The organism is Paenibacillus sp. FSL L8-0158 (assembly GCF_038592965.1).
Classification (GTDB): Bacteria; Bacillota; Bacilli; order Paenibacillales; family Paenibacillaceae; genus Paenibacillus; species Paenibacillus polymyxa_D.
Genome location: NZ_CP151949.1, coordinates 1,836,569 through 1,858,039, shown reverse-complemented (window position 1 = coordinate 1,858,039; position 21,471 = coordinate 1,836,569). Strand labels below are relative to the sequence as shown.

The following is a 21,471-nucleotide window of genomic DNA, read 5'->3' as shown; positions in this document are numbered from 1 at the left end:
CTACTACACTTTTTCCTATTTGTATAGGAAGTTCGTCATATTTATTGTTACCCGTTTACAGCGTATTACAACATAGGTTCAGTTTCCGAAGATTTCAAGAAGGTGTATTGACCTATTTTCCGGAATTTCTGATACCGATCTTCCCTCAATTCATCGCAGCTCATATTGGTAAGTTCCGCCAAATGACGTTCCAATAGCTCCTTGATTGCGGCAGCGGTCACTTCATAGTTACGATGCGCGCCCCCTTTCGGCTCCGGCACAATATCCTCGATAATTTCCATGCGCAGGAGGTCATTAGCCGTAATCTTCATGGCTTCAGCTGCCTGATCGGCCTTGGAAGCATCTTTCCATAGAATCGAGGCTGCACCGTTTGGAGAAATGGCCGAATAAATGGCATGTTCCAGCATCAGCACACGGTTACCAACTGCAAACGCAAGCGCACCGCCGCTTCCACCCTCGCCGATGACCACACAAATAACAGGCACCGAAAGCTTTGCCATCTCCCGCAAGTTGCGGGCAATCGCTTCCGATTGACCTCTCTCCTCTGCTGTATTACCCGGATAAGCGCCCTTCGTATCAATGAATGTAATAATAGGGCGTTTAAATTTTTCAGCCTGCTGCATCAGACGCAAGCCTTTACGGAATCCTTCCGGATGAGCACTACCAAAAAAACGTGCAATGTTATCTTTTGTATCCTTACCACGCTGTTGACCAATGACGGTCACCGGAATACCATTCAGTTTGGCAATTCCGCCCACAACCGCCAAATCATCTCCAAACAAGCGGTCGCCGTGTAATTCAATAAAATCCGTAAACACCTGCTCTATCAAATCAAGAGACGTTGGCCTTTGATGATGACGGGCCAAATGCATTTTTTGTGGTGCTGTAATGTTCGAATATATTTCTTCTTCCATCTCGAGATAACGCTCCTCGAGACGGTTGATTTCATCTGTAAAATCAATTTGCTTATCCTGTCCGAATTGCTTGAGTTCTTCGATCTTCTGCCGCATCTCGACCAGGGGCTTTTCATAAGGCAATTCACCAGCCATCTATTCCACCCCTTTCACACTGTGCAGATCAAGCAGTTGCCCGAGGGTATCACGCAGTTCCTTGCGGTGTACAACCATATCCAATTGTCCGTGCTGCAAATTAAATTCGGATGTTTGAAAATCATCTGGCAACTTCTGTCTGATTGTCTGTTCAATTACAATACGCCCTGCAAAGCCAAATACTGCTCCTGGCTCCGCAATATTAATGTCTCCAAGCGTAGCAAAGCTGGCGGATACTCCACCTGTAGTCGGGTCGGTGATAACAGAAATATAGAGCAAGCCCTGCTCATCCAGACGAGCAAGAGCAGCACTTGTTTTTGCCATCTGCATCAAGCTTAAAATACTTTCCTGCATACGTGCCCCGCCGGAAGTTGAGAAAATTATTAGCGGCAGACGCTTGTCTATTGCTTGCTCAATGGCGCGGGTAATTTTCTCTCCTACGACCGAACCCATACTGCCAGTAAAAAAGTCAAAGCTCATCACTGCAACGACAACAGGATGTCCATAAATAAGGCCGTCGCCCGTAACGACAGCCTCTCGCAAGCCAGATTTCAGGGTCTGTTGCTCCAGCTTGCTCGCATATCCCGGAAAGTCCAGCGGGTCAACCGAAATCATATCGGCATCATATTCCGTAAACGTGTCTTCGTCGAGCACCATGCGAATGCGATCCATTGCATTCAAACGCATATGGTATCCGCACACCGGACACACTTTCAAATTCTTCTCTAGTTCTTTGCTGTATTGAATACTTCCGCACTTGCCACATTTGGTCATAAGACCTTCGGGAATTTCCCGTTTGGGACGATCCGGCATGTCCGCTTGATCGCCGCTCAGCGCCCGTTCCGAAGGGATGGTCGCGTATTTACGCTTCTTTTGGAATAAATCTTTAAACACAACTACACCTCTCCAGCCGTTTATTTGTCAGCCGTAACCGATACAAGGTCCTCTACCGTCTATGCGGCACCTCTAAGCATTATGTTCATACACACGTCAACGCCTGTTCCTAAAACATTAACGCCGATCGTGCATCCTTTGTTCCACCCATGCTGCTGTATCACTTCCGCCGTTCCGGACTCAAGGGCGCAAAATCGAATTAAGCACTTCCTGAATTTCTTCGACTTCACCCGAAGGCACAAGTATCTCAAACTGTTGCTTGGATGCGCTGATGGCCCGGGCCTGCACCATAAAACCTTCTTCAGACAGTTTGAGCTTAATCATGTCAGCCAGTCTGGCCGTCGGTGCAATATAAATCACCGTCCACATGCCTTGTTTCTACCCCCTAAGCCTCAAGTTTTGAGCCCATATAATAGACTCATGATAACATACCTTACTTTTTTCCCGCAACAAAAGCCCTCCTGATCATTTAAGTTCCGTCGGAGGGCCTAGAAAATCATCAACTCTGTTTACACAGGTCAACTAAGCGTCCAATGATGCAGGATAATGCTTGGCATGGAGACTCCGATGTGCAATGCGCGAAGAAGCAGCGGCAGCCAGTCCGGCGACAAGATCGTCTAAAAACACATGAATACCACTACCTTTTTGGTTCAGCTGTTCGATAATCCCCGTCTTTTCCTTATCCAGATAACCAAAACTGGTTAAGCCGATCATGCCGTACACACTCGTAATTCCAAGAGCTAGTGTCTCGTCCACTCCGTACAGCGGTTCGTCTGCCTCCATAATGGCTTGCAGCGGCTGGGGGAGAAGTTTTTTTTCAGCCAATTCATCGAGCGCAATGCCTGTGAGCAACGTATATTGAACCTCGCGCTTTTGCAAAACCGCTTTGACACTGTCTATACATTCTTCCATCGTCAAATGAGGATAATATTTTAGCTGAAGCTGAAAAACAATGTCCGCAATGGACTCGATACGAATGCCTCTGCGATTTAACAAAGTTTCTGCATATTCATAGGACATAATTTCCCTCCCGCTTTCACCGTGCAGTTCTATTCTTTCACCGTGCGGGACCTTATGGTGCAGTGTACGAGTTGAACCCCTGTTCCGCCAGTTTTCCAAGTGTATGCGGGAGGGAAGGAAATTGTTCATTAAACCGTTACAATAAGGGCGGGTTACTGTGTGCCTATCATTTGACTTTCACCGTGCCTTCACCCAACATCGACTCCATTTGATCAAACAGCTGTGGAGAGGGCTTAATGCTGTAAGCATCGCTCAACGCCAGCAGACGCTGGTTGCTCTCATAAAAAAGTACGGTAGGCATAGCACCGGGATGCTCCTGTAGCAGCGCCTTGAGACTGACCAACAAGCTGGCGTCCTCCTCAGCCTGGCGGGTGATCTTGACAAACACCCGCTGACGAGTGGTCAGCTCCGCGCTGCGCGGGACCGGCACCTGCTCACCGCGAGCCGCTTCGACTCCGCGCGGTGAAGCCGCCGCCACGGGGCGAGCCGCCTTCGTTTGAGGCGAAGCAGTTGCAGTGGCTGCCGAAGGCGGGGACGACACACGCGACGCGCTCCCGCCTGGGCCGTCAGCGGCAGAACCAGCAGCTGGTAAGGATGCTCCAGCTGCGGCGGACGAGCGCGTACTGGCACGTCGGCGCTGGAGGAGCCGTGCCAGCGAGTCTTCCGCCAGCGGGGCGGTCTCATCCGCAAGGAGCTTGAAGTGCTCGTCCTGCTGCTGCATCTTGGCTCGAAGCGTAAGCAAAGCCCCCTTTTCAATCCACTGCTGGCTTCGCTTCCACACCTCAGGAAACAACACAACCTCACAGCGCTCAATCTGATCCTCCAGCTCAATGAAGGCCATAGCCTTACCCTGCTTGGTCGTAATCGTTTTGAGTGACACTACCATGCCTGCGGTCACAACAACCGTTTCATCTGGCACATCGCCCAGCTCCATCAGACGATCCGCCTCGCTGTTTTCCAACAGCGACTCAAAATCATCCAACGGATGCCCGGATAAATACAGTCCCAGCAGTTCACGTTCCAGCTCTAACTGCTGGCTGGCACTGAATTTGGGTACATTGGGATATTCGATATCCCAATTGGGCATTTCCACAAAACCAAACATATCAATTTGCAAGTCATCCCGTTCCTTGCGCCACTTGACGGCTGCATCCACCGTTTCATCCAGCATGGCAAGCAACTGTGCCCGATGACCCGTCAATGAGTCAAAGGCCCCTGCCTGAATAAGCGATTCAATTACTCTCTTATTACATACTCGCAAATCGACACGTCGACAAAAATCGAGCAGGCTGTCGAAAGGCCGTTCCTTGCGAACAGCGAGAATGCTCTCCATCGCCTGTGTGCCAACATTTTTAATTGCAGCCAGGCCGAAACGGATGCTTCCTTGCTGTAATGGAGTAAACAGCACCCTGCTTTCATTCACATCAGGCGGCAACACTGCGATATCCATACGACGGCATTCGACGACATATTCAGCCACTTTTCGATGACTTCCCATCACCGCCGTCAGCATTGAAGCCATGAATTGTACTGGATAATGTGCCTTTAGATAAGCCGTCTGAAATGCTAGCACACCATAAGCAGCTGCATGAGCACGCGGGAAGCCGTAGTCAGCAAAACGAACAATCATATCGTAAACCCTGCCGGCCTCCTCCTCCGTGTATCCCTGCTTGATACTGCCTTCAACAAAATGTCCGCGTTCCAGATCCAGCACTTCGCGCTTTTTCTTGGACACAGCCCGGCGCAACAGATCGGCTTCTCCCAGGGAAAAGCCCGCCATGCGCGAAGCAATCTGCATGATTTGCTCCTGATACACAATAATACCGTACGTATCCTTTAAGATCGGTTCCAAGTCAGGATGCGGATAAGAAATCTCAATCTGACCATGCTTGGCCTGTATAAAGTTAGGAATAAAACCCATTGGGCCCGGACGATACAAAGCCAGGACAGAAATGATATCCTCAAATACACTCGGCTTCAAATCCTTGAGTACCCGGCGTACACCGGCCGACTCCAGCTGGAATACGCCTCCTGTATCTCCTTTGCCCAGCAAGTCATAGGTATGGGGATCGTTATCGGGAATACGGCTAAAATCAGGCGTGTCTCCATGCTCTTCCGCAATCCAGTGTATGCAACGTTCAATAATGGAGAGCGTACGCAGCCCAAGGAAATCCATTTTAAGCAAACCAATGCGCTCTAGATTTTCCATCGAGTACTGCGTCAAAGGTACTCCTTCGCTCCCCTCTTGCAGCGGAACCGCATCGGTCAATGGAGTCCGCGAAATGACAACACCCGCTGCATGTGTTGAAGCATGACGAGGCATTCCTTCAACCTTGATCGCCATATCCAACAGTTCACGTGTCTTGGGCTTCGTTTCATATAGCGTTTTTAGCTCCGGGGTAATTTCCAGCGCATGACGGATATTAATGCCCAGCTGCGCCGGAATCAGCTTGGCTGCCTTGTCTACCTCGCCATATGGCACGTTCAATACACGACCGACGTCACGGACAGCGGCTCTTGCCGCCAGCGTTCCAAAGGTAATAATTTGCGCTACATGCTCATTTCCGTACTTCTGTACTACATAGTCAATAACCTCGTCACGCCGCTCATCACTAAAATCGATATCTATATCCGGCATACTAATTCGTTCGGGATTCAGAAACCGTTCAAAGAGCAGGTTGTATTTCATCGGATCGACATTCGTGATGTTAAGCACATAGGCAACCAAACTGCCTGCTGAGGAACCACGCCCCGGTCCCGTTGCAATCTTATGCTTATGAGCGAAAGCAATAAAATCCCATACAATCAGGAAATAATCGCTGAAACCCATACTGTCAATGGTATTTAACTCATAGTTTAGCCGTTGGTTCAGCCTTTCCCGTTCCTCCGTCTGCTCCCATCCGGGATCGCTTCCATAGCGACGCTCCAGCCCTTGCACGCACAGATTGCGTAAATAGGACGAAGAGGTCATTCCTTCCGGTAGCGGGCGATATTCAGGCAAAATGGATTGACCGAATTCCAGCTCCAGTTCGCATTTTTCAGCAATACGCACCGTGTTGGCGATGGCTTCTGCCACATGCGGGAATAAACGAGCCATATCCTCCTGACTTTTCAGATACAACTGACGTGTTGGTATACGCAAGCGCTCCTCATCGTCAACTGTCTTCCCTGTCCCGATACAGATTAGAACGTCCTGCACGTCCGCGTCTGGCTCGGTCAAGTAATGCACGTCATTCGTCGCCACCAGTGGAATATCCAGTTCCTTCGCCAGTGCGATCAAGAGAGGATTTACGCGTTTTTGCTCCGATAGACCATGATCCTGGAGTTCCAGATAAAAATCATCGCCAAAAATGTTACGATATCGTTCCGCTGCTCGTCGTGCCTCGGCTTCCCGACCATGCAGTAAATGCTGCGGCACTTCACCGCCTAAACAAGCGCTCAGGCATATGATGCCTTCATGATGGGCAGCCAAAGCCTCCATGTCGATGCGCGGCTTATAGTGAAAGCCCTCCAAATGGCCGATGGAGCACAGCTTCATCAGATTTTGATAGCCTGTTTTATTTTTGGCGAGCAAAATTAAATGATATATGGGCTGATCCTTCCGGCTACCACGCTCCTTGCGCGATCCTGCCGTCATATAGGCCTCACACCCGATAATCGGCTTAATTCCGTTCTCTACACACGCTCTATAAAAAGGAATGGCACCGTACATGACCCCGTGATCTGTAAGGGCCAGCGCCTTCATTCCGTAAGCTGATGCCTGTTTGACCAACTCCGCGGTACGAGCCGCGCCGTCCAGCAGGCTGTACTCGCTATGAACATGCAAATGCACAAATGAACTCATGCGCTTCTCTTCCTTTCACCGCTTGATTTTCCTCAAACTATTTTATCATATCCGCGTTAGTAGCGCCCATAGAATAAAAGTACAGACCTCGGCGGACAAGCGCGGTCTTGATTCGTATACCTAAGGAGGAAAAGAGCATGAGCACTTTTATATCCAAAGCGATTCTCGACTTCTTCATTGCCTTCGGCATCGTGCTCGGGGGAGCCATGCTCGGCGGAATGGGAGCTGTGGTATCACTTCAGCCGCCTACCCAGACGATGCTGGAGGTTGCCGGAAGAATTAAAATATGGGCGCTTGCCGCCGCTGTGGGGGGGACGATGGACCCGATCCGGGTCATTGAAAGCAATATGTTGGATGGTAATTTGTCACCTGCCATTAAGCAGATATTGTATTTGATTTTCGCCTTTTTAGGCGCTCATATGGGTGCAGAGTTGGTCAAGTGGGTATGTGGCAACGGACGGCCGTGAGGTGAAACGACTATGAGAGTCCCCCCTTTTGAGCGCCTGCGCCCTTTTATGCAATTATCCTCCGTCTTTGTACTTGGTATGATTACGGGAGGAATGATCTACAACGTCATCTGGCATGCCAGCTTTAATCAGCTATGGACGAACAACCAGGATCTTCAATTCCAACTCCAGCAAGCCGAGGAGGATAACAAAACATTGCGCAAATACAGCAAGCGCCAAACCGTTGTCAAAGAAATCAAGCTGATCGCGGAGGAAGCTTCGGCCGAAAAAATTGATTCTATTAACCTGAAGGAACTTCTTCGCCGTGTCAGTCGTGATCTGGAGGTGCTGCGTGGCAGAGATATGTTCGAGATTGACTCTGACAGCAAGCTGGTACGTATGTTGCTGCACCAAAAAAAATACACCGTTCGTGACAAGGAGTATACGATCCAGGTCAAAACGATGCTTGTAATGGAAGGCGTGCTGCAAATTTGGCTGGAAGCAAAAGAAAGATTGCCTGAAAGCCACTAGTCGATCTATTCGACTTCACACCTTACTCCGATCCATTGTAGACTAACCATGTTCAATGGATTGAAGCGTCATCACTGCTTTGCATACCAAATGATTTTCCCGTGAAATTGCAATTTCTAGCTTACAGGTGCGGCGACTCATCTCGAGCAGCGTCGGACGAAGAACGACAGCATCTTCTATCTGTACGGGTCTAATAAAATATGTCGTCAAATTGTCCAGCACATAATCCTTGCCGCTCATGTCTCTAGCTGCCCGGTAGCCCGCTTGTGTCATCACGTTGACCAGTACGCCTTCCGAGATCGTACCTAAATTGGTCGCCATTTGCGGAATGATAAACCCGCGAAAAAATAACGATCCGTCCTCATTACGCTCCTCAGCAAACCCGTTCCAGATCAACTGGTCAAACGTCTCGCCAAGTTGCGGCTGCTTTTGGGCGTTACGCAGCGCCTCCAGCACCTCACGCCGTGTGACGGACCCGAGCAGCTTACGGTTGCGGTCCACGACCGGCAAATAATCCACACCTTCCCACGCCATCATTTGCGCGGCTGAAGCCAGCGAGGTCTGGTAGGTGACCGTTATCGGATTGCGGATCAGACATTTATCCATCGTATGCTCAGGTTGAAGCCCCTCCACATCTTTGCGGCTGACGATACCAATTAAACGATTCCATTCATCCACGATTGCAAAATGATGATGTCCGGTCGTCACCGAAAGTTCTTCAAACTCGGTAAGCGTGCTGTTGATTTTCAAGGTCAACGTTTTCGGTTTGCCTGCCGCAATATCTTCAATCAGCATAATTTTCTTTTTGATCAAGCGGTCAAATATGGCTCTATTAATCATAGATGCCACTGTAAAAGTATCATGGCGTGAGGAAATAATCGGCAGACTGATCTTGTCTGCGAGCTGCTTAACCTCTCGGCTCGTACCGAAGCCCCCTGTGATCAGCACACCTGCCCCCTGCTCCAATGCAAGTGAATGCGCATCCTCACGGTTACCTACGATCAGCAGACTGCCTGCATCAATATAACGGGCCATGGCTTCCTCGCGCATCGCTCCGATCACATACTTGTGCAAAGGCTTCTCCAGTCCCTCACTTCCGCCCAGCACATGTCCTTCTACAATATTCACGACATCTGCAAAGGTCAGCTGTTCGGACAAGCCGCGCGGGCGCTTCTCCACTCGTACTGTTCCAATCCGTTCCTTGGTAATGACAATTCCCAGGTTCTCAGCTTCCTTCACGGCCCGATAGGCCGTTCCTTCGCTGACGCTCATTTCTTTAGCCAACCTGCGCACAGAAATTTTGGAGCCTATTTTCAACTGCTCGATATGTCGCAATAGCTGCTCATGCTTCGTAACTGTTTCATCTAGCCCGTCCAACTCTGTTACACCCCCAACGTTCAATCTGTATCATTCTGTATCTATTATAGCACAAAATCCCTTTATTAAGACCTTTGTTCATTTTGAGTTCTCTGCTTTGGAAATAGCAAAAAAGCGATCCCCTCTTTTACAAGGACCGCTTCTTACTATGATTGATTTGTAATCTGGGAGGCAAGCTCAGGACAAGCTAAAAAAAACTCACTGCATGCTGCCTTTGTCAGCTTTTTTATCCCATTTCATCTGCCACTGCTGCATTTTGGCCCGCCGCACACGCTCCAGCGTTTTGCGCTTTTCCTCATCCACACCCAGCAAAAAATGCATGTTCGCTCCGATGACTAGTAGCGCAAAAAGCACCCATACTATCCCAAAGCCGTTGACCCAGTTCAAACCGCCTGCAAGCGAGATGCGTGGTAACGCGACCAAGACCATAGCCAGCGCAATCAGTGTATACAAACCATGTTTCCATTTTTTAAAAGAACCCAATCGTATCCCTTCCTCTCCCTGTGACTCTATGTATCTAGTCTATGAGAGGACAGGAAGGAATATGAGACAAACTTACAGAGATGAACCGTACAAATCTTGAAGGCTGTCTGCAATAATTTTGTTAACATCCTCAATAATCACGCTCAGGCGACGTTCAGCGTCGAACAGGCGACGGATGTTGAGGTTCAAGCTAAGTACCTCGAACAGCTTCTCCATCTTTTCCATCTCTTCCTGTGCTGGCATATCACCGCTCATCATGCGTTGTTGTACTTCCATTTGGCGTTCACGGAAATCGTCGAGCATTTTCTTGGCTTCTGGATCGGTTTCGATCAGCTTCATCGCTGACGTAATTTCCTCTACCTCTTTGCTTTCCTTCAATGCTTTTGCTAAATCATGGGCTTTGTCATAGATGTTCATGATTGTTTATTCCTCCAATACAAGTTTAGTGTCAACATTTCACATTGTCCGTCAATCACCAAGGGATATATGTCCTCATATGATGAATCAGTGCTATTACAGCCCATTCACGTTTCCCGTTACTTTCAAGACATCAAGTTGCTGCCCGGAAGGAGATCCACGATGTCCATCAAAAAAACAACGATTCAAATCATCGGATCGGGCATCTTGCAGGATGACGTACTCATGGTCGGCGAGTCCTTGCTTCGCAAATGGAAAATATCCGCTGGCCACCCCGTTCAGCTCGCCTTCGGTTCGTTCCGCCAAGAGGTTACCGTCATATCGGTGCCCCGCTATAGCGGCCTACGTGTGGGAAGCGTGCTAGCCCGAAAAATGGGGCTTCATGCCAATTGTGATCTGCGAGTAACCTACAGCCGAGGTCGCCGGACACTTCGAGTGGGCCCACTTATTAGCGTGCTGGTCAGTCGGGACTATCCCGAACAGCCCGACAAGCCTTTCGGGTCGATCACCCTGTTCTGCCGTGAACTAGTCGGGGAATGCCGCAGACAAGGAGCATATGTGTATTTCTTCACCCCGGAGCATATCGGAAGTCAGCCCGGGCGAGTTCAGGGATGGGTGTATGACGGAGGCTGGAAAAAGACGGTCATGCCCGCCGGCGATGTCGTCAATAATCGTCTTACCTCCCGTAAACTCGAGAACAGAACTAGCGTACAGCATTTCATGAAAGAAGTAAAATCGCAGTACGGCACGACTATTTTTAACGAAAAGTTTTTGGATAAGAATGAAGTATTTGATGCGCTTAAATCAAATTCTTCCCTGCGCAAGTATTTACCCGAGTCCCACTTGCTGCAAACTTTTGTTGTTTTCAAAAAAATGTGCAACCAGTATCCCGCTGTTTTTCTCAAGCCAGTGCGCGGAAGCCTGGGTAAAGGCATAATGCGCATTAACAAGCAAACCGATGGCACCTTCTCGGTGCTATCCACAACAGCGGGCACACCCCGCAAGCAAACGTATGCCAACGTCGATAAGCTGTACAAAAGCTTGGCGGGAAAAATGAAAACAACGCGCTTTCAACTCCAACAGGGACTTACCTTGATTGATCACGGTAAGCGTCCGGTCGACTTTCGTGCGCTTGTACAGAAAAATTCGTCCGGAACCTGGACCGTAACATCCATTGTCGCCCGGATCGCCGGAGGAAGCCACTTTGTGTCCAATCTGGCAAGGGGCGGTACGCTGAGTACAGTCAAGGAAGCACTTGCCAAAACCACGCTGCCCGCAACCGTTAAATCGAATGGGCATACCTCTCTTAAAACAGCAGCACTGGATATCGCAAGCGGAGTGGAAAAAGCAATTCCCGCCCATTTCGCAGAATTTGGTATTGATCTGGCAATAGACAGCACGGGACGCATCTGGTTGCTGGAGGTCAATTCGAAGCCATCGAAGAATGACAACACGCCGTTAAATGATCAGAAAACTCGCCCGTCCGTTAAAAAAATGATTGAATACTGCTGTTATTCAGCCGGCTTCAAATGAATTCATCTCTTCCAGAGTCTGGCTGCCAAAGGAGCTGTTGTCGGTGTCTCTTGTTGTGCCAGGCACGCTGGGCGTGCTTGTTAGCCGGAATCAGGCCGCCACTCCCCCTATTACTGAAGCCGATTTTTGCCGCAGGCTAAGTCTGTTGGGCAGGCGCTCTGATCTTAGCGTAATGGCGTTTACCGTCGAAGGAGTTTCACCTGAAGATCACTCCATACGAGGTTATGTTTATCGTAACGGAGTATGGACATCCGGCCGCTTTCCGTTGCCGAACATTGTGTATAACCGCTGTCTCCATGTCCACGAGAGCCAGAATGTCAGGCGCACACTGGAAGACATGGCGGAGCAAAATTCGCGCAAGCTCATCTACTGGTCGCGTAACTTACCTGGCAAATGGCAGGTGTATCGCGCTTTGCATGCGGTAGATAAAGTACGTCCCTTTGTGCCGCCTACGGCGCCTTACCGGGACACGGCCCAGCTTGTGGAGTGGCTACGACGCCATTCGGAGCTGTTTATGAAGCCACAGACCGGAACACATGGCAAGAGCACACTGTATCTGCGGCTGGCAGAAGGAGGCCAGGGACTACTTGTACAGGGTAGAGACTCCCGTAACCGTCCGTTCCGGCGTTTGTTTCCCGAATTGGAGGCAGGATTGTCATGGATCCACGGAATTGCACACAAACGCACTTATATCGTGCAGCCTTATTTGAAATTAACAAGCCAAAGCAATCATCCCTTTGATGTTCGCGCACTCATGCAAAAGGATGGCAAAGGCTATTGGCGCCTGACGGGCTTTGCTGTAAGAGAAGGCAGAAAAGGAACTCTGACTTCTAATCTGCACGGTGGGGGCGAAGCCCATCCGGCTGAGCCATACCTTCGTGAACAATTTGGCGTGGACACCACGCGTCTCATCATCGGGCAGATGAGGGCGCTGTCCTCGACCATTACCAGGGCGCTTGAGGAACGTTATGGCCGCCTTGGCGAGTTGGGAATTGATTACGGTATTGACCAGAGCGGGAACATCTGGCTATTGGAGGTTAATTCCCGACCTGGTCGGGCCGCCTTTTTTCAGACCCGTCAGCCGGAGTGCGCTTTCCAGTCGGTCAACCGCCCGCTCGAATATGCTCGATATTTAATGACCCATTCCAAAGCGACAGGGCCAAAGGGCGCGGGCGCCTCCCTTGAACATACGGTATAGGAGGATAAACAGATGAGTTTAACGCATTGCAATGTGCATTTCTCACAGCAGCCCGACAAGGTGGCGTATATATCCACTGCCTTGTTGAAAAGCCTTAAATTATCCGGAGCCAAGTCCGTTCGTCTGCGGCTCGGTAAGGATCAGATTCCCGCTACTGTAAAACCAATTCAGAAGGCGGGACGCCATCTATACTTGACCTCCGGCTTACGTAATGCAATCCGTGTTCCCAAAAGCGGGGCCATCTATTTGCGGAATCTGGATGGTGATATACAGCTAGGGCCGTTGATTGGCGTGCTGTCTGACGGTACCACATCCACCACTCGCCCTTTCGGATCGCGCACAGGCTTTATTAAGCAACTGCTGAGGGAAGGCAGCAAAAAATCTTATATTTTTGCCTTCACCCCTCGGGATATCAACTGGCAAAATGATACGATTAACGGCTACTTTCTGTCATCCAGCGGGGAATTTACACGTAAACTTGTACCTTTGCCGGACGTGATCTATAACCGTTTGCCGAGCCGTCGCTCTGATTTTTCCCCGGCGATCAATCAACTACGCGAACGCTTTTCCCGCAAACGAATTCCCTTTTTTAACTGGAGCTTTTTCAATAAGTCCGATATCTATAATCTGCTGGAGAATAACCCAGATGTTAACCGCTATGTCCCTGAATCATATATGAATCCCAGCTCTGAACGTATCCGAGGTATGCTGGAGCGACATCAATTTGCTTATTACAAGCCAAGTGGAGGCAGTCTCGGTAAAGGAATCTATCGTCTGTCCCATGTTCCCAAGCAAGGATATTATGTGAGGTACCGTAAGAAAAGTAGCAACGTATTGCTAAAATTCGCCTCTTTTAACTCCATGCTCAGGATGCTTCACTCCAATCAGGGACAGATGTTAAAGGGTTATGTCATTCAACAGGGCATCCAGCTGATCGAGATTGACAATTGCCCGATTGATTTCCGGTTTCACATGCATAAAAATGGAAATAATCAGTGGGTCGTCGTCGGCATTGGAGCCAAAAAAGCCGGACGTGGCAGTGTCACAACCCATATCAAAAATGGCGGCTCCCTTATGACACCTGAACAGGCGTTGAACCGGGTATTCGGAGACCGGGCGGGTGAAGTGCTTCAACGTGCCAAGAACGTAGCAGTTACGCTCGCTGAAGCCATTGAACACCATCACCAGCATCTATTGGGTGAAATCGGCTTTGATCTGGGCATTGATCAGGATGAAAAGGTATGGATGTTTGAAGCCAACTCCAAGCCAGGCCGATCCATTTTTCAGCATCCATCGTTGCGTGCGGAGGGTAAAGCATCCGTGGAGCATATTTTGGACCACTGTCTTTACCTCAGTAAATTCCGCAGAAAAGAGGAACTATGAATACCCGGGCGGAGCATAAGCCAGTCGTTGCTGTATTGACAGTGCACGACGAAGGGCAATTTTTCAAGGGCAATCAGCGCAATTTCAGGGATATTCTTGAAACGGGAACGCGGATGGGATATCAGGTATACATTGTTACCGTCAGGGACCTAAAACTAGCAGATGAGACGATTAAGGGCTATGTCTTCAACAAGAGCTTACAGACGTGGGAGGAACAGAATTTCCCACCTCCACAGGTCATTTATAATCGCATCCCCAACCGTAATTATGAACTTAAAACCTCTGTGCGCACAAAGTTGGATGAAATTTCACATGCCTCAGGCATTGAGCTGTACAATCCAGGCTTTTTTAACAAATGGGAACTGTTCAAGTGGTTGCGTACCTCGGAAACCACTCGTCAGCTTGTTCCGGCAACCAAACGGTTAAGCAACCTGTCTTCCTTAGGAAAAATGCTGTCTACGTATCCATACCTGTATCTCAAGCCGGAAAACGGTAAGGCCGGAAAGGGGATTATGATTCTTAAATTCCTCCCAGACCATCTAATGGCTTACAGACTGACCATTCAGCATGACAAAAAAAGTGTAACCTACAGATCTGTATCGCTATCCCGGCTGTGGGGACGTATCCGCCGGGAAGCAGGCAACTCACCTTATATCATTCAACAGGGTATCGATCTGGCAACCTATCAGAAAAAACCCTTCGATCTGCGTATCCTGGTACAAAAAAATATCCGTGGCTCCTGGAGTATCACCGGAGTCGGTGCCAGACTGGCCGGTAAGGGGAGCATTACCACACATGTCCCGCGTGGCGGGAGTGTAGAGGACCCTTTCAAGCTACTGTCCTCACTGTTTGGGCCTGAGGACAGCACGGATCTACTGAACAAAGTTAAAAGTACGGCCATACAGATTGCACGTCAAATTGAACGCGCATCCGGTCTTTCTCATGGCGAAATGTCCATGGATTTGGGCGTGGATACGCTCGGAACCCTCTGGTTTTTTGAGGCCAATGCCAAACCGATGAAATTTGACGAGCCGGAAATCCGCCAAAAGTCGCTTAGACGCATATTCCAGTACAGCTCCTTTTTGGCCGGACGAATGAAATCATGATCAAGGAAGTGGAATCATGCCGCAAATTAGCGATGTTCAACATTTGCCTGCCCGGAGCTGGCTGCTGAGACGACGACAGTTGCTGTTTTTGGCCCGCAGCTCAGGGGGCATGCGCATTACTCGTAATGCTCTGCGGCAACTGGCCGTTTTAACGCCCGAGCAATTGAACACCCCTGGCTCCTCCCTTCTGTGCGCATTTGTGCGCACGGAGAAGGGGCTGCGGATTGCGGGATTTTCCCTCGCTCTGAATTACGGGGAGGATGCTTGCATCGTAATTGTTCGTCCGCTTTACCGGGGCCGCAGACTGGGCGCTAGACTGCTGTCCGCCCAGCTCAAACAGCTGCGCCGTCTGACGTGCAGCGTAGCCGCCGACAATATGTCCAGTCTCAAAACCTGTTTCCGCGCTGGGCTTATTGCGCATGAAATGACGACTGGACCGACCGGGAAACCCACGCTGATATTTCACGGAGAGTTATCCCAAGATAAGCAGACGGCAGAGGAAGGTGGAATGCTGTGCCAAAACCTGTCCTAGGCATCATGACTTTGTATTTGAACAACAAGAAGCAATTGGAGGAACGCGACATATATGAGCGCATGATTGCAGAAGGGAAACGGTTGGGACTGGATATGTATGTATTCACTCCTGCGGATGTCCATAAGGATCGCAGGCTGCTTCTTGCCCAAATCTATGATCCACACAGCGGCAAATGGAGCCGAAAGTGGCGAGAGTTCCCAGATATGATTTTCGACCGTTGCCGGGTACAGCGCAGTGAGCGATATCGTCAGTTAAAGCAGTTCCGATTGCAATACACAGACCTTGTATATTTAAACCGACCGTTGAGTAACAAATGGGTCATTCATCAGCAGCTTGCGAGAAGGTCTGCCTTTCGCCCCCATTTGCCTGCAACAGAGCTGTTCAGTGGATTTCATAGTGTCAAACGGATGCTCAAACAGAATTCACTAGTGTACCTCAAACCGATTAACGGAACGGGAGGCCGCGGTATTTTACGTATTGAACCTGTTAATAAGCAAGGAGGCCTGTATCTGATTGAGGGCCGCAATCGCAAACGCCATATTATTCCCCAGCAGCGGGTACGTCTAGACCGTCTGGAGCCGCGTCTGAGCAGCTGGAACATGGATAACTATATTGTTCAGGAAGGCATTCCTGTGCAGTTGCCGAATGGCAGAGTTCATGATTACCGTATGCTGGTACAGAAAAATAGCCAGGGAGTATGGGAGCTAACCGGATGTGCCGGGCGAATCGGGGCGCATCGGAGTGTCACTTCCAACCTGCATGGTGGAGGCAAGGCGGTACCGATGAGCCAATTGCTAACGCAATGGATTCGTGATGAAAGCCATAGAGAGAAAATCATCAAGCAAGGGGAAAAACTCGGACTGGACATCGCTGCGTATCTGGAAGAAAGCTACGGGGCATTATGTGAGCTTGCACTCGATTTGGCAATTAATAAGCACGGTCATATATACGTGCTGGAAGTCAACCCGAAGCCAGCCCGTGAGGTCTTTTCGCGTATTGGCGAAAAAGAAACCTATCGCCGCTCCATCGCCAAGCCCATGGAATATGCCTTGTGGGTCTACCACACACAAATTAATCCAAAGCCTCAGACTGACCACAAAGCAGAAGATAAAACAGAAGATAAAGCAGAGAATAAGACAGAGAATAAGACAAAGGAAGGCTCCACGTAAAGTGGCTGCCTTCCTTTCTTTTTTTCATCTGCCCGACAGTACCAGCATGTTTAATTATATGGTGCGTCGAGCCTATTTATAACCAATAACCTGTGTTTCACAGTTACTCAGCGTTTTTATAAAGTGTAAGCAGTTGCGTAAAGTCTGTAATAATCGCATCGGACCCCTTCAACTCATCGTTCACACCAAATCCAGCATAAGCGCAACCGATCACCGTCTGTCCGTTCTTTTTGCCTGCTTCCACATCTGAGGAACGATCTCCTACCATCCATACGTTCGAAATATCGTGCTTGCTCAACAGAATTTCCAGTAATTTCACTTTGGAGAGCGTGCTGTACTCCCCAGCGCTGTACAGTCCTTCAAAAATGGGAACCATTTCATACGCAGCAGCGATCCCCTTTACATAGTCCTCCAGTCCGTTACTAGCTACGAACAATCGGACACCTTGCTCATGAAGGGCCTGGAGTGTTTCTTTTACATGTGGATACAGGGCATGACTTCCGCTCTTCAATCCCTCCAGTTCCAGCTGAAGCAGCAGCTCGTCCGCTCTTCTATGGGCCGCTTCGCTAGCTTCCGGCATCACTCTTCTCCAGATTTCATCCAGCAGCATGCCTAAACTATTCAAAATAAGCTCCTCGGGAGGAGTCTCTCCTTCATAAAGCCCTTCGGCGCGCAGCGTATCAAACAGCTTGTGGTACGCAGGAAGCAATAGCGTCTCCGTCTGAAAAAGTGTACCGTCCATATCAAATACCATGGCCTCAGGTTTCTTCAACACAGGTGCATTGTTCATGTAGTTATCAGTCATTCCTTTCCTATGTAGGTTTACAACTCTAACCCCTCTCATGATAAGCAATAAGAGAGGTCCGTGTAAACCTCATTGCGCATACCGCTAACTCTTATATTTTTTTAAAACAGTCCTGAAACAATGCAAACCGCCCCACATATCCGTGTGTAAAGCACCCCTTGGAAGCTTGCGATCCACACCATTCCAATACGAGAATCCCGTCTGCTCTATCCATTGCTCCATCGCCGATAGGTTCACTGTAGGGTAATCAAACGTCAGCAGAAGCATTCCGTCATCGCGTAAGGTCCGGTGAAATTCACGTAAAGCTGCCAAAGATTCGTCAGGTGTTAAATGCTCCAGCACTGAAATACATACAATTTTGTCAAAACTGGCATCCTCATAGGGCAGAGCCGTCAGATTGGCATGTGCGGAGTGGAGCCGAACCGGTAAAATCTCCTGAATGCGCTCGGCGGCCTCCTCTCCGATATCCCGCCGCACCTCGGCCAAGATGGCATCCACGGAAACGATCCGTATATCCAGATCGCAGGCATAGACTTGAGCGCAACGGCGGGCCAACTCAAATTTGAATGGATGTGGGATTCCACATGCTGCGTCCAGCACCGTATCTTGACCGGACATAAATTGAAGACACCACTCATACTCATAGGGGCGACTCCACCAGCTTTGGGGGAGTCTGTAAATCATGCTGGAGGAGTTGGGATCAGAATATACAAAAAAGCGAGACAGATACGGGTCGGACATGTTCATGGATACTGCCTCCTTTTTGAAATGATTAAATTACTCTTGCGACACAGCACAGTTCATGACCCCGTTTCTCGCCTTGAAGTTTAGCCAGCAATCCCATTTGCTCCGTAAAGGCAAGATCACCGTACAAAGGATGGGCTTGCAGCAAGGCATCCAAACCAGAGGGAAGCTGGCGGGTGAACATAGCCACCGAGCGCAACCCAGACTTTTCCAGTAAAAGCGCCAGCGTATGCTCAGAATAATGATATAAATGATCTTCCTCCGTAAATAAAGGTGAATAAACGCCATAAGCCTCATTGGTGAATGAGTTTTTATTGGGCACTGTAATATATAACGTCCCGTCAGGTTGAAGCTGTTCGCGTAAATCTGTCAAAAATGCAACAGGGTCCGCAATATGCTCCAGCACGTGCCAGCATGCTACGGCCTCGTATTTGTGATCCAGTGGTAAGTCAGTATCTTCTTCTGCTTCTTGTATTTCTTGTGCTTCATTCAATTCCTGTATATCACATGCTTCATCGGTTTGAGTATCTTCTTCGGTTTCACCGTTCCAGTAACCCGGCAATAAATCCACGTCATATTTGTGTTTGGCGTAAGCACGCGAGTCTATGGAAGGTTCAATGCCCACTGCATCCCAGCCGGCTTGAAGGGCAGCATGGATAAATTCTCCGGTACCCGATCCAATCTCAAGCAATTTTCCTTTACCGGAACTGAACATATCCAGTAGCATGAGTCCAAAAAGGGCATGATCCCCATAAGTTGACGCTGCTGCACTATCCCGCATAGCAACCCAATCGGCATTATAAATCTCTGCAATCATATCCTCTGGCTGTATATGATCCACATCATTACGAAAAACCAAGCCACAGGAGCCGCAACCCATCAAGGTAAAGCGTTCATAGCTATGAAATACTCCCGTGTCAGACGAACCACACAGTTTGCATTTACTATAAAGTACGTCCTTTGTCTCACTTTTAATTTGTAGATCGGAATTATTCATAACCTGGACACTCGAAATCTCGGCAACATCCATGGCGTTCACATCATGGGTAGCTTCATACTCTGGTGCAGTTTCTTTTTCTGCATTTATGTTGTCCTGATCTACCCAAAGCGTGAGTCGGGGGTTCGGGTCCAAAATAGATTCATATTGCTCTTTCCAGCCATAACGAGCACTTGGGTCAAGCAACTGATATCGCTGAAATTTGGCCATGCGAATAGCAGGTGTACACCATCCCCAATGCTGGATGCGGTAGTTGCTGATTTCACTGGGAAGGTCAAGCACATTTTCGGGAAATCTCCCACAGTGCAAGGACTGCTCCTTCCATTTATAAGAGAACCCTTCCTTATATCGAATTAAAAAAGGACGGTAATACTGATGAGCCTGCCAATAATCATCATCGCGGTAATGCGTGGAATTCCACATATCAAACAACCTGAAACAAATCGTATCCGCTTTCGTTCCCGCTAACAAGGAATGTACCCCTTGAGCAAAACGAGATTCGAACATTTCGTCAGCATCCATGTTTAATATCCATTCCGGAAAAGAAGCCAACGTCTCTCTCCACTGCTGCTTACGCAGCTCCAATTCATTGGTAAAAGAAGCTGTTTCATTGCGTATTAAACGTAATGGGATTCCCTTTAGGATCTCACGGCACAGCTCTCCGCTATCATCCTGACTGCCATCATCAATAATGACCGCTTCATCAATATATTCCCGATGACTCCGCAGCACGTCAATGAGTTTGCGATCTGCCTCATTGTAAACCGTCATGGTCAGCGTCAATTTGGGTTTGGAGACAGGCGGCGTATGAAGTTCACTTTGTCGTGGACCAGGGAACGTTTGTGGTATAACAAAAGAATCTGCCGTGTACTTGGCAAAGACAGCTGACTCACGGAGGTCATACGGTATAACAGGAGGTTCAGGGAACTTAGAGGGAATTGATGATACAGAAGGATTGAAGGTAGGAGAGTTAGTAGAAGTATCGGAGTGATTTAGATATGCTAAATGTTCTGATTGGTCCGTATGAACAGCGCTCGTTGTAAAATAATTCAGGGTGATTAGTAGCTGCTCTGCCTTCATTCTGTCCGCTTCCCGGTACAGATGCATCGCCGGATAGTGTGTATCCACAAAAAGTGGAAATCCAAATGCAGCTGCCCGAATACAGAAATGTCGATCTTCTCCCCAATAGGAAACGTTTTTGATTTTACCAAAGTGAATCCCTGCTTCCAGTGCACGTCTGCGGATTAGGGTGCAAGCACCTAGACCACCCACTTCGTACAAACCAGGAACATGCAATTGGTGTATGAAATGCAACTCGCGTTGGGCTCGCTCCTCTGCCGACAACACTTCGCCTTCTTCACGATGGAACAAATTATATTCATCACTAACCCACACCTGAGGCAATAGAGGCCCCTCCGGCTGCCAGCGTGTCCAGAAGATCTCAGATACAATATCCTTCTCCGCCTCCACCAGCTTACATAAGGTACGGGAATGGAGAATCAGGTCTGAATCGACTAAAAACAGCGCGTCATAATTATGCTGAAGTGCATAATCAATAAGACGATTTTTGAAGTCAGCCACTTTCCAGACGAGGGCTGGCGGCCAATAATGAGTGTGCTCATCACTTCGGTTCTCCACTTGCTGTGGACCTGTTAACAAGGGCAAAACCCTGCCCGGCAGCCGATTGGAAAAATCGGCAAGCCATTGGCTTGAAGTCGGATTGTCATTATCATCGACAAATAAATAATCGGGCAGCACATCAGGTGCCTCCAGTCGCTCCAAAGCTTGAAGAAATAAAGACAATATTTCCGGTTTCTGGTGCACCGGGCTACCGATTAGTATACGCATGATTCAACGCCTCCATCAGGCAGAAGCCTCATAACCGTTCTCCCTCCATATCCTAAGGCATACCATAATTGCGACCGAGCGATATGGGAGTG

The 21,471-nt window shown here is 49.0% G+C and carries 19 protein-coding genes; 8 read left to right on the top strand and 11 right to left on the bottom strand.

Going from position 1 to position 21,471, the window contains the following annotated elements; translation table 11 throughout:
• Window positions 1-65 precede the first annotated feature (65 nt).
• The 5 genes from NSQ68_RS08535 to NSQ68_RS08515 form a co-directional block, all read right to left on the bottom strand.
• Window positions 66-1,049 carry an acetyl-CoA carboxylase carboxyltransferase subunit alpha gene (locus tag NSQ68_RS08535; protein WP_039269886.1) on the bottom strand — a complete coding sequence of 328 codons (984 nt, stop codon included), beginning with the start codon at window positions 1,047-1,049 and terminating at the stop codon, window positions 66-68.
• Window positions 1,050-1,943, bottom strand: a complete 894-nt coding sequence (gene accD / locus NSQ68_RS08530) for an acetyl-CoA carboxylase, carboxyltransferase subunit beta (RefSeq protein ID WP_013309586.1) — start codon at window positions 1,941-1,943, stop codon at window positions 1,050-1,052. It abuts the gene before it with no gap.
• Window positions 1,944-2,123: 180 nt separating this feature from the next.
• The gene (locus tag NSQ68_RS08525; RefSeq protein ID WP_013309585.1) at window positions 2,124-2,312 is read right to left on the bottom strand and encodes a hypothetical protein; all 189 of its coding nucleotides are present in this window, start codon (window positions 2,310-2,312) and stop codon (window positions 2,124-2,126) included.
• A 153-nt stretch (window positions 2,313-2,465) separates the two neighbouring features.
• A complete protein-coding gene (locus NSQ68_RS08520; RefSeq protein WP_023987905.1) occupies window positions 2,466-2,963 on the bottom strand; it encodes a phosphatidylglycerophosphatase A in 498 nt (165 codons plus the stop codon).
• Between the two features lie 166 nt (window positions 2,964-3,129).
• Window positions 3,130-6,807 (bottom strand): DNA polymerase III subunit alpha, encoded by a 3,678-nt coding sequence (locus NSQ68_RS08515; protein ID WP_342428585.1) that lies wholly within the window; start codon window positions 6,805-6,807, stop codon window positions 3,130-3,132.
• 137 nt (window positions 6,808-6,944) lie between these two features.
• On the opposite strand from NSQ68_RS08515, the gene NSQ68_RS08510 reads away from it, so the two are divergent.
• A complete protein-coding gene (locus NSQ68_RS08510) occupies window positions 6,945-7,274 on the top strand; it encodes a YtrH family sporulation protein (RefSeq protein WP_013309582.1) in 330 nt (109 codons plus the stop codon).
• A gap of 12 nt (window positions 7,275-7,286) precedes the next feature.
• Window positions 7,287-7,784, top strand: coding sequence for a hypothetical protein (locus NSQ68_RS08505; protein WP_039269883.1), 498 nt, complete (start codon window positions 7,287-7,289; stop codon window positions 7,782-7,784).
• Window positions 7,785-7,826: 42 nt separating this feature from the next.
• Here the strand turns inward: NSQ68_RS08505 and NSQ68_RS08500 are convergent, their stop codons facing one another.
• The 3 genes from NSQ68_RS08500 to NSQ68_RS08490 all read right to left on the bottom strand — a co-directional run bounded on the left by NSQ68_RS08500 (window position 7,827) and on the right by NSQ68_RS08490 (window position 10,061).
• Entirely contained in the window at window positions 7,827-9,161 is a 1,335-nt protein-coding gene (locus NSQ68_RS08500) for a DRTGG domain-containing protein (protein ID WP_307350398.1), read from the bottom strand.
• Between the two features lie 198 nt (window positions 9,162-9,359).
• Window positions 9,360-9,644 (bottom strand): hypothetical protein, encoded by a 285-nt coding sequence (locus NSQ68_RS08495; RefSeq protein ID WP_013309579.1) that lies wholly within the window; start codon window positions 9,642-9,644, stop codon window positions 9,360-9,362.
• A gap of 72 nt (window positions 9,645-9,716) precedes the next feature.
• Window positions 9,717-10,061: a YlbF family regulator gene (locus NSQ68_RS08490; protein WP_013309578.1), complete on the bottom strand. Its 345-nt coding sequence runs from the start codon at window positions 10,059-10,061 to the stop codon at window positions 9,717-9,719.
• A 162-nt stretch (window positions 10,062-10,223) separates the two neighbouring features.
• Here NSQ68_RS08490 and NSQ68_RS08485 point away from each other — a divergent pair, with 162 nt between their 5' ends.
• Genes NSQ68_RS08485 through NSQ68_RS08460 form a run of 6 tightly spaced genes read left to right on the top strand, consistent with a single transcriptional unit; the run spans window position 10,224 to window position 16,985 of the window.
• Window positions 10,224-11,594, top strand: a complete 1,371-nt coding sequence (locus tag NSQ68_RS08485; protein WP_029516607.1) for a YheC/YheD family protein — start codon at window positions 10,224-10,226, stop codon at window positions 11,592-11,594.
• 43 nt (window positions 11,595-11,637) lie between these two features.
• Entirely contained in the window at window positions 11,638-12,792 is a 1,155-nt protein-coding gene (locus NSQ68_RS08480) for a YheC/YheD family protein (protein WP_342428584.1), read from the top strand.
• Between the two features lie 12 nt (window positions 12,793-12,804).
• A complete protein-coding gene (locus NSQ68_RS08475) occupies window positions 12,805-14,175 on the top strand; it encodes a YheC/YheD family protein (protein ID WP_029516605.1) in 1,371 nt (456 codons plus the stop codon).
• Window positions 14,172-15,281, top strand: a complete 1,110-nt coding sequence (locus NSQ68_RS08470) for a YheC/YheD family protein (protein ID WP_307349264.1) — start codon at window positions 14,172-14,174, stop codon at window positions 15,279-15,281. Before NSQ68_RS08475 ends, NSQ68_RS08470 begins: the two co-directional genes overlap by 4 nt.
• Window positions 15,282-15,297: 16 nt before the next feature.
• The gene (locus NSQ68_RS08465) at window positions 15,298-15,813 is read left to right on the top strand and encodes a GNAT family N-acetyltransferase (protein WP_029516603.1); all 516 of its coding nucleotides are present in this window, start codon (window positions 15,298-15,300) and stop codon (window positions 15,811-15,813) included.
• The gene (locus tag NSQ68_RS08460) at window positions 15,795-16,985 is read left to right on the top strand and encodes a YheC/YheD family protein (RefSeq protein WP_029516602.1); all 1,191 of its coding nucleotides are present in this window, start codon (window positions 15,795-15,797) and stop codon (window positions 16,983-16,985) included. The genes NSQ68_RS08465 and NSQ68_RS08460 overlap by 19 nt, the downstream gene beginning before the upstream one ends.
• A gap of 103 nt (window positions 16,986-17,088) precedes the next feature.
• Here NSQ68_RS08460 and NSQ68_RS08455 read toward each other — a convergent pair whose 3' ends face one another.
• The 3 genes from NSQ68_RS08455 to NSQ68_RS08445 all read right to left on the bottom strand — a co-directional run bounded on the left by NSQ68_RS08455 (window position 17,089) and on the right by NSQ68_RS08445 (window position 21,379).
• Window positions 17,089-17,790 carry an HAD family hydrolase gene (locus tag NSQ68_RS08455; RefSeq protein WP_029516601.1) on the bottom strand — a complete coding sequence of 234 codons (702 nt, stop codon included), beginning with the start codon at window positions 17,788-17,790 and terminating at the stop codon, window positions 17,089-17,091.
• A gap of 84 nt (window positions 17,791-17,874) precedes the next feature.
• The gene (locus tag NSQ68_RS08450) at window positions 17,875-18,537 is read right to left on the bottom strand and encodes a class I SAM-dependent methyltransferase (protein ID WP_029516600.1); all 663 of its coding nucleotides are present in this window, start codon (window positions 18,535-18,537) and stop codon (window positions 17,875-17,877) included.
• Window positions 18,538-18,562: 25 nt separating this feature from the next.
• A complete protein-coding gene (locus tag NSQ68_RS08445) occupies window positions 18,563-21,379 on the bottom strand; it encodes a bifunctional glycosyltransferase/class I SAM-dependent methyltransferase (RefSeq protein ID WP_342428583.1) in 2,817 nt (938 codons plus the stop codon).
• Window positions 21,380-21,471 lie beyond the last annotated feature (92 nt).

Bases quoted from the DNA above. Each gene is read 5' to 3' on its own strand.
- NSQ68_RS08535 (WP_039269886.1), bottom strand. From the start codon at position 1,049: ATGGCTGGTGAATTGCCTTATGAAAAGCCCCTGGTCGAGATGCGGCAG.
- NSQ68_RS08525 (WP_013309585.1), bottom strand. From the start codon at position 2,312: ATGTGGACGGTGATTTATATTGCACCGACGGCCAGACTGGCTGACATG.
- NSQ68_RS08520 (WP_023987905.1), bottom strand. From the start codon at position 2,963: ATGTCCTATGAATATGCAGAAACTTTGTTAAATCGCAGAGGCATTCGT.
- NSQ68_RS08515 (WP_342428585.1), bottom strand. From the start codon at position 6,807: ATGAGTTCATTTGTGCATTTGCATGTTCATAGCGAGTACAGCCTGCTG.
- NSQ68_RS08510 (WP_013309582.1), top strand. From the start codon at position 6,945: ATGAGCACTTTTATATCCAAAGCGATTCTCGACTTCTTCATTGCCTTC.
- NSQ68_RS08505 (WP_039269883.1), top strand. From the start codon at position 7,287: ATGAGAGTCCCCCCTTTTGAGCGCCTGCGCCCTTTTATGCAATTATCC.
- NSQ68_RS08490 (WP_013309578.1), bottom strand. From the start codon at position 10,061: ATGAACATCTATGACAAAGCCCATGATTTAGCAAAAGCATTGAAGGAA.
- NSQ68_RS08485 (WP_029516607.1), top strand. From the start codon at position 10,224: ATGTCCATCAAAAAAACAACGATTCAAATCATCGGATCGGGCATCTTG.
- NSQ68_RS08475 (WP_029516605.1), top strand. From the start codon at position 12,805: ATGAGTTTAACGCATTGCAATGTGCATTTCTCACAGCAGCCCGACAAG.
- NSQ68_RS08470 (WP_307349264.1), top strand. From the start codon at position 14,172: ATGAATACCCGGGCGGAGCATAAGCCAGTCGTTGCTGTATTGACAGTG.
- NSQ68_RS08465 (WP_029516603.1), top strand. From the start codon at position 15,298: ATGCCGCAAATTAGCGATGTTCAACATTTGCCTGCCCGGAGCTGGCTG.
- NSQ68_RS08455 (WP_029516601.1), bottom strand. From the start codon at position 17,790: ATGACTGATAACTACATGAACAATGCACCTGTGTTGAAGAAACCTGAG.
- NSQ68_RS08450 (WP_029516600.1), bottom strand. From the start codon at position 18,537: ATGAACATGTCCGACCCGTATCTGTCTCGCTTTTTTGTATATTCTGAT.
- NSQ68_RS08445 (WP_342428583.1), bottom strand. From the start codon at position 21,379: ATGCGTATACTAATCGGTAGCCCGGTGCACCAGAAACCGGAAATATTG.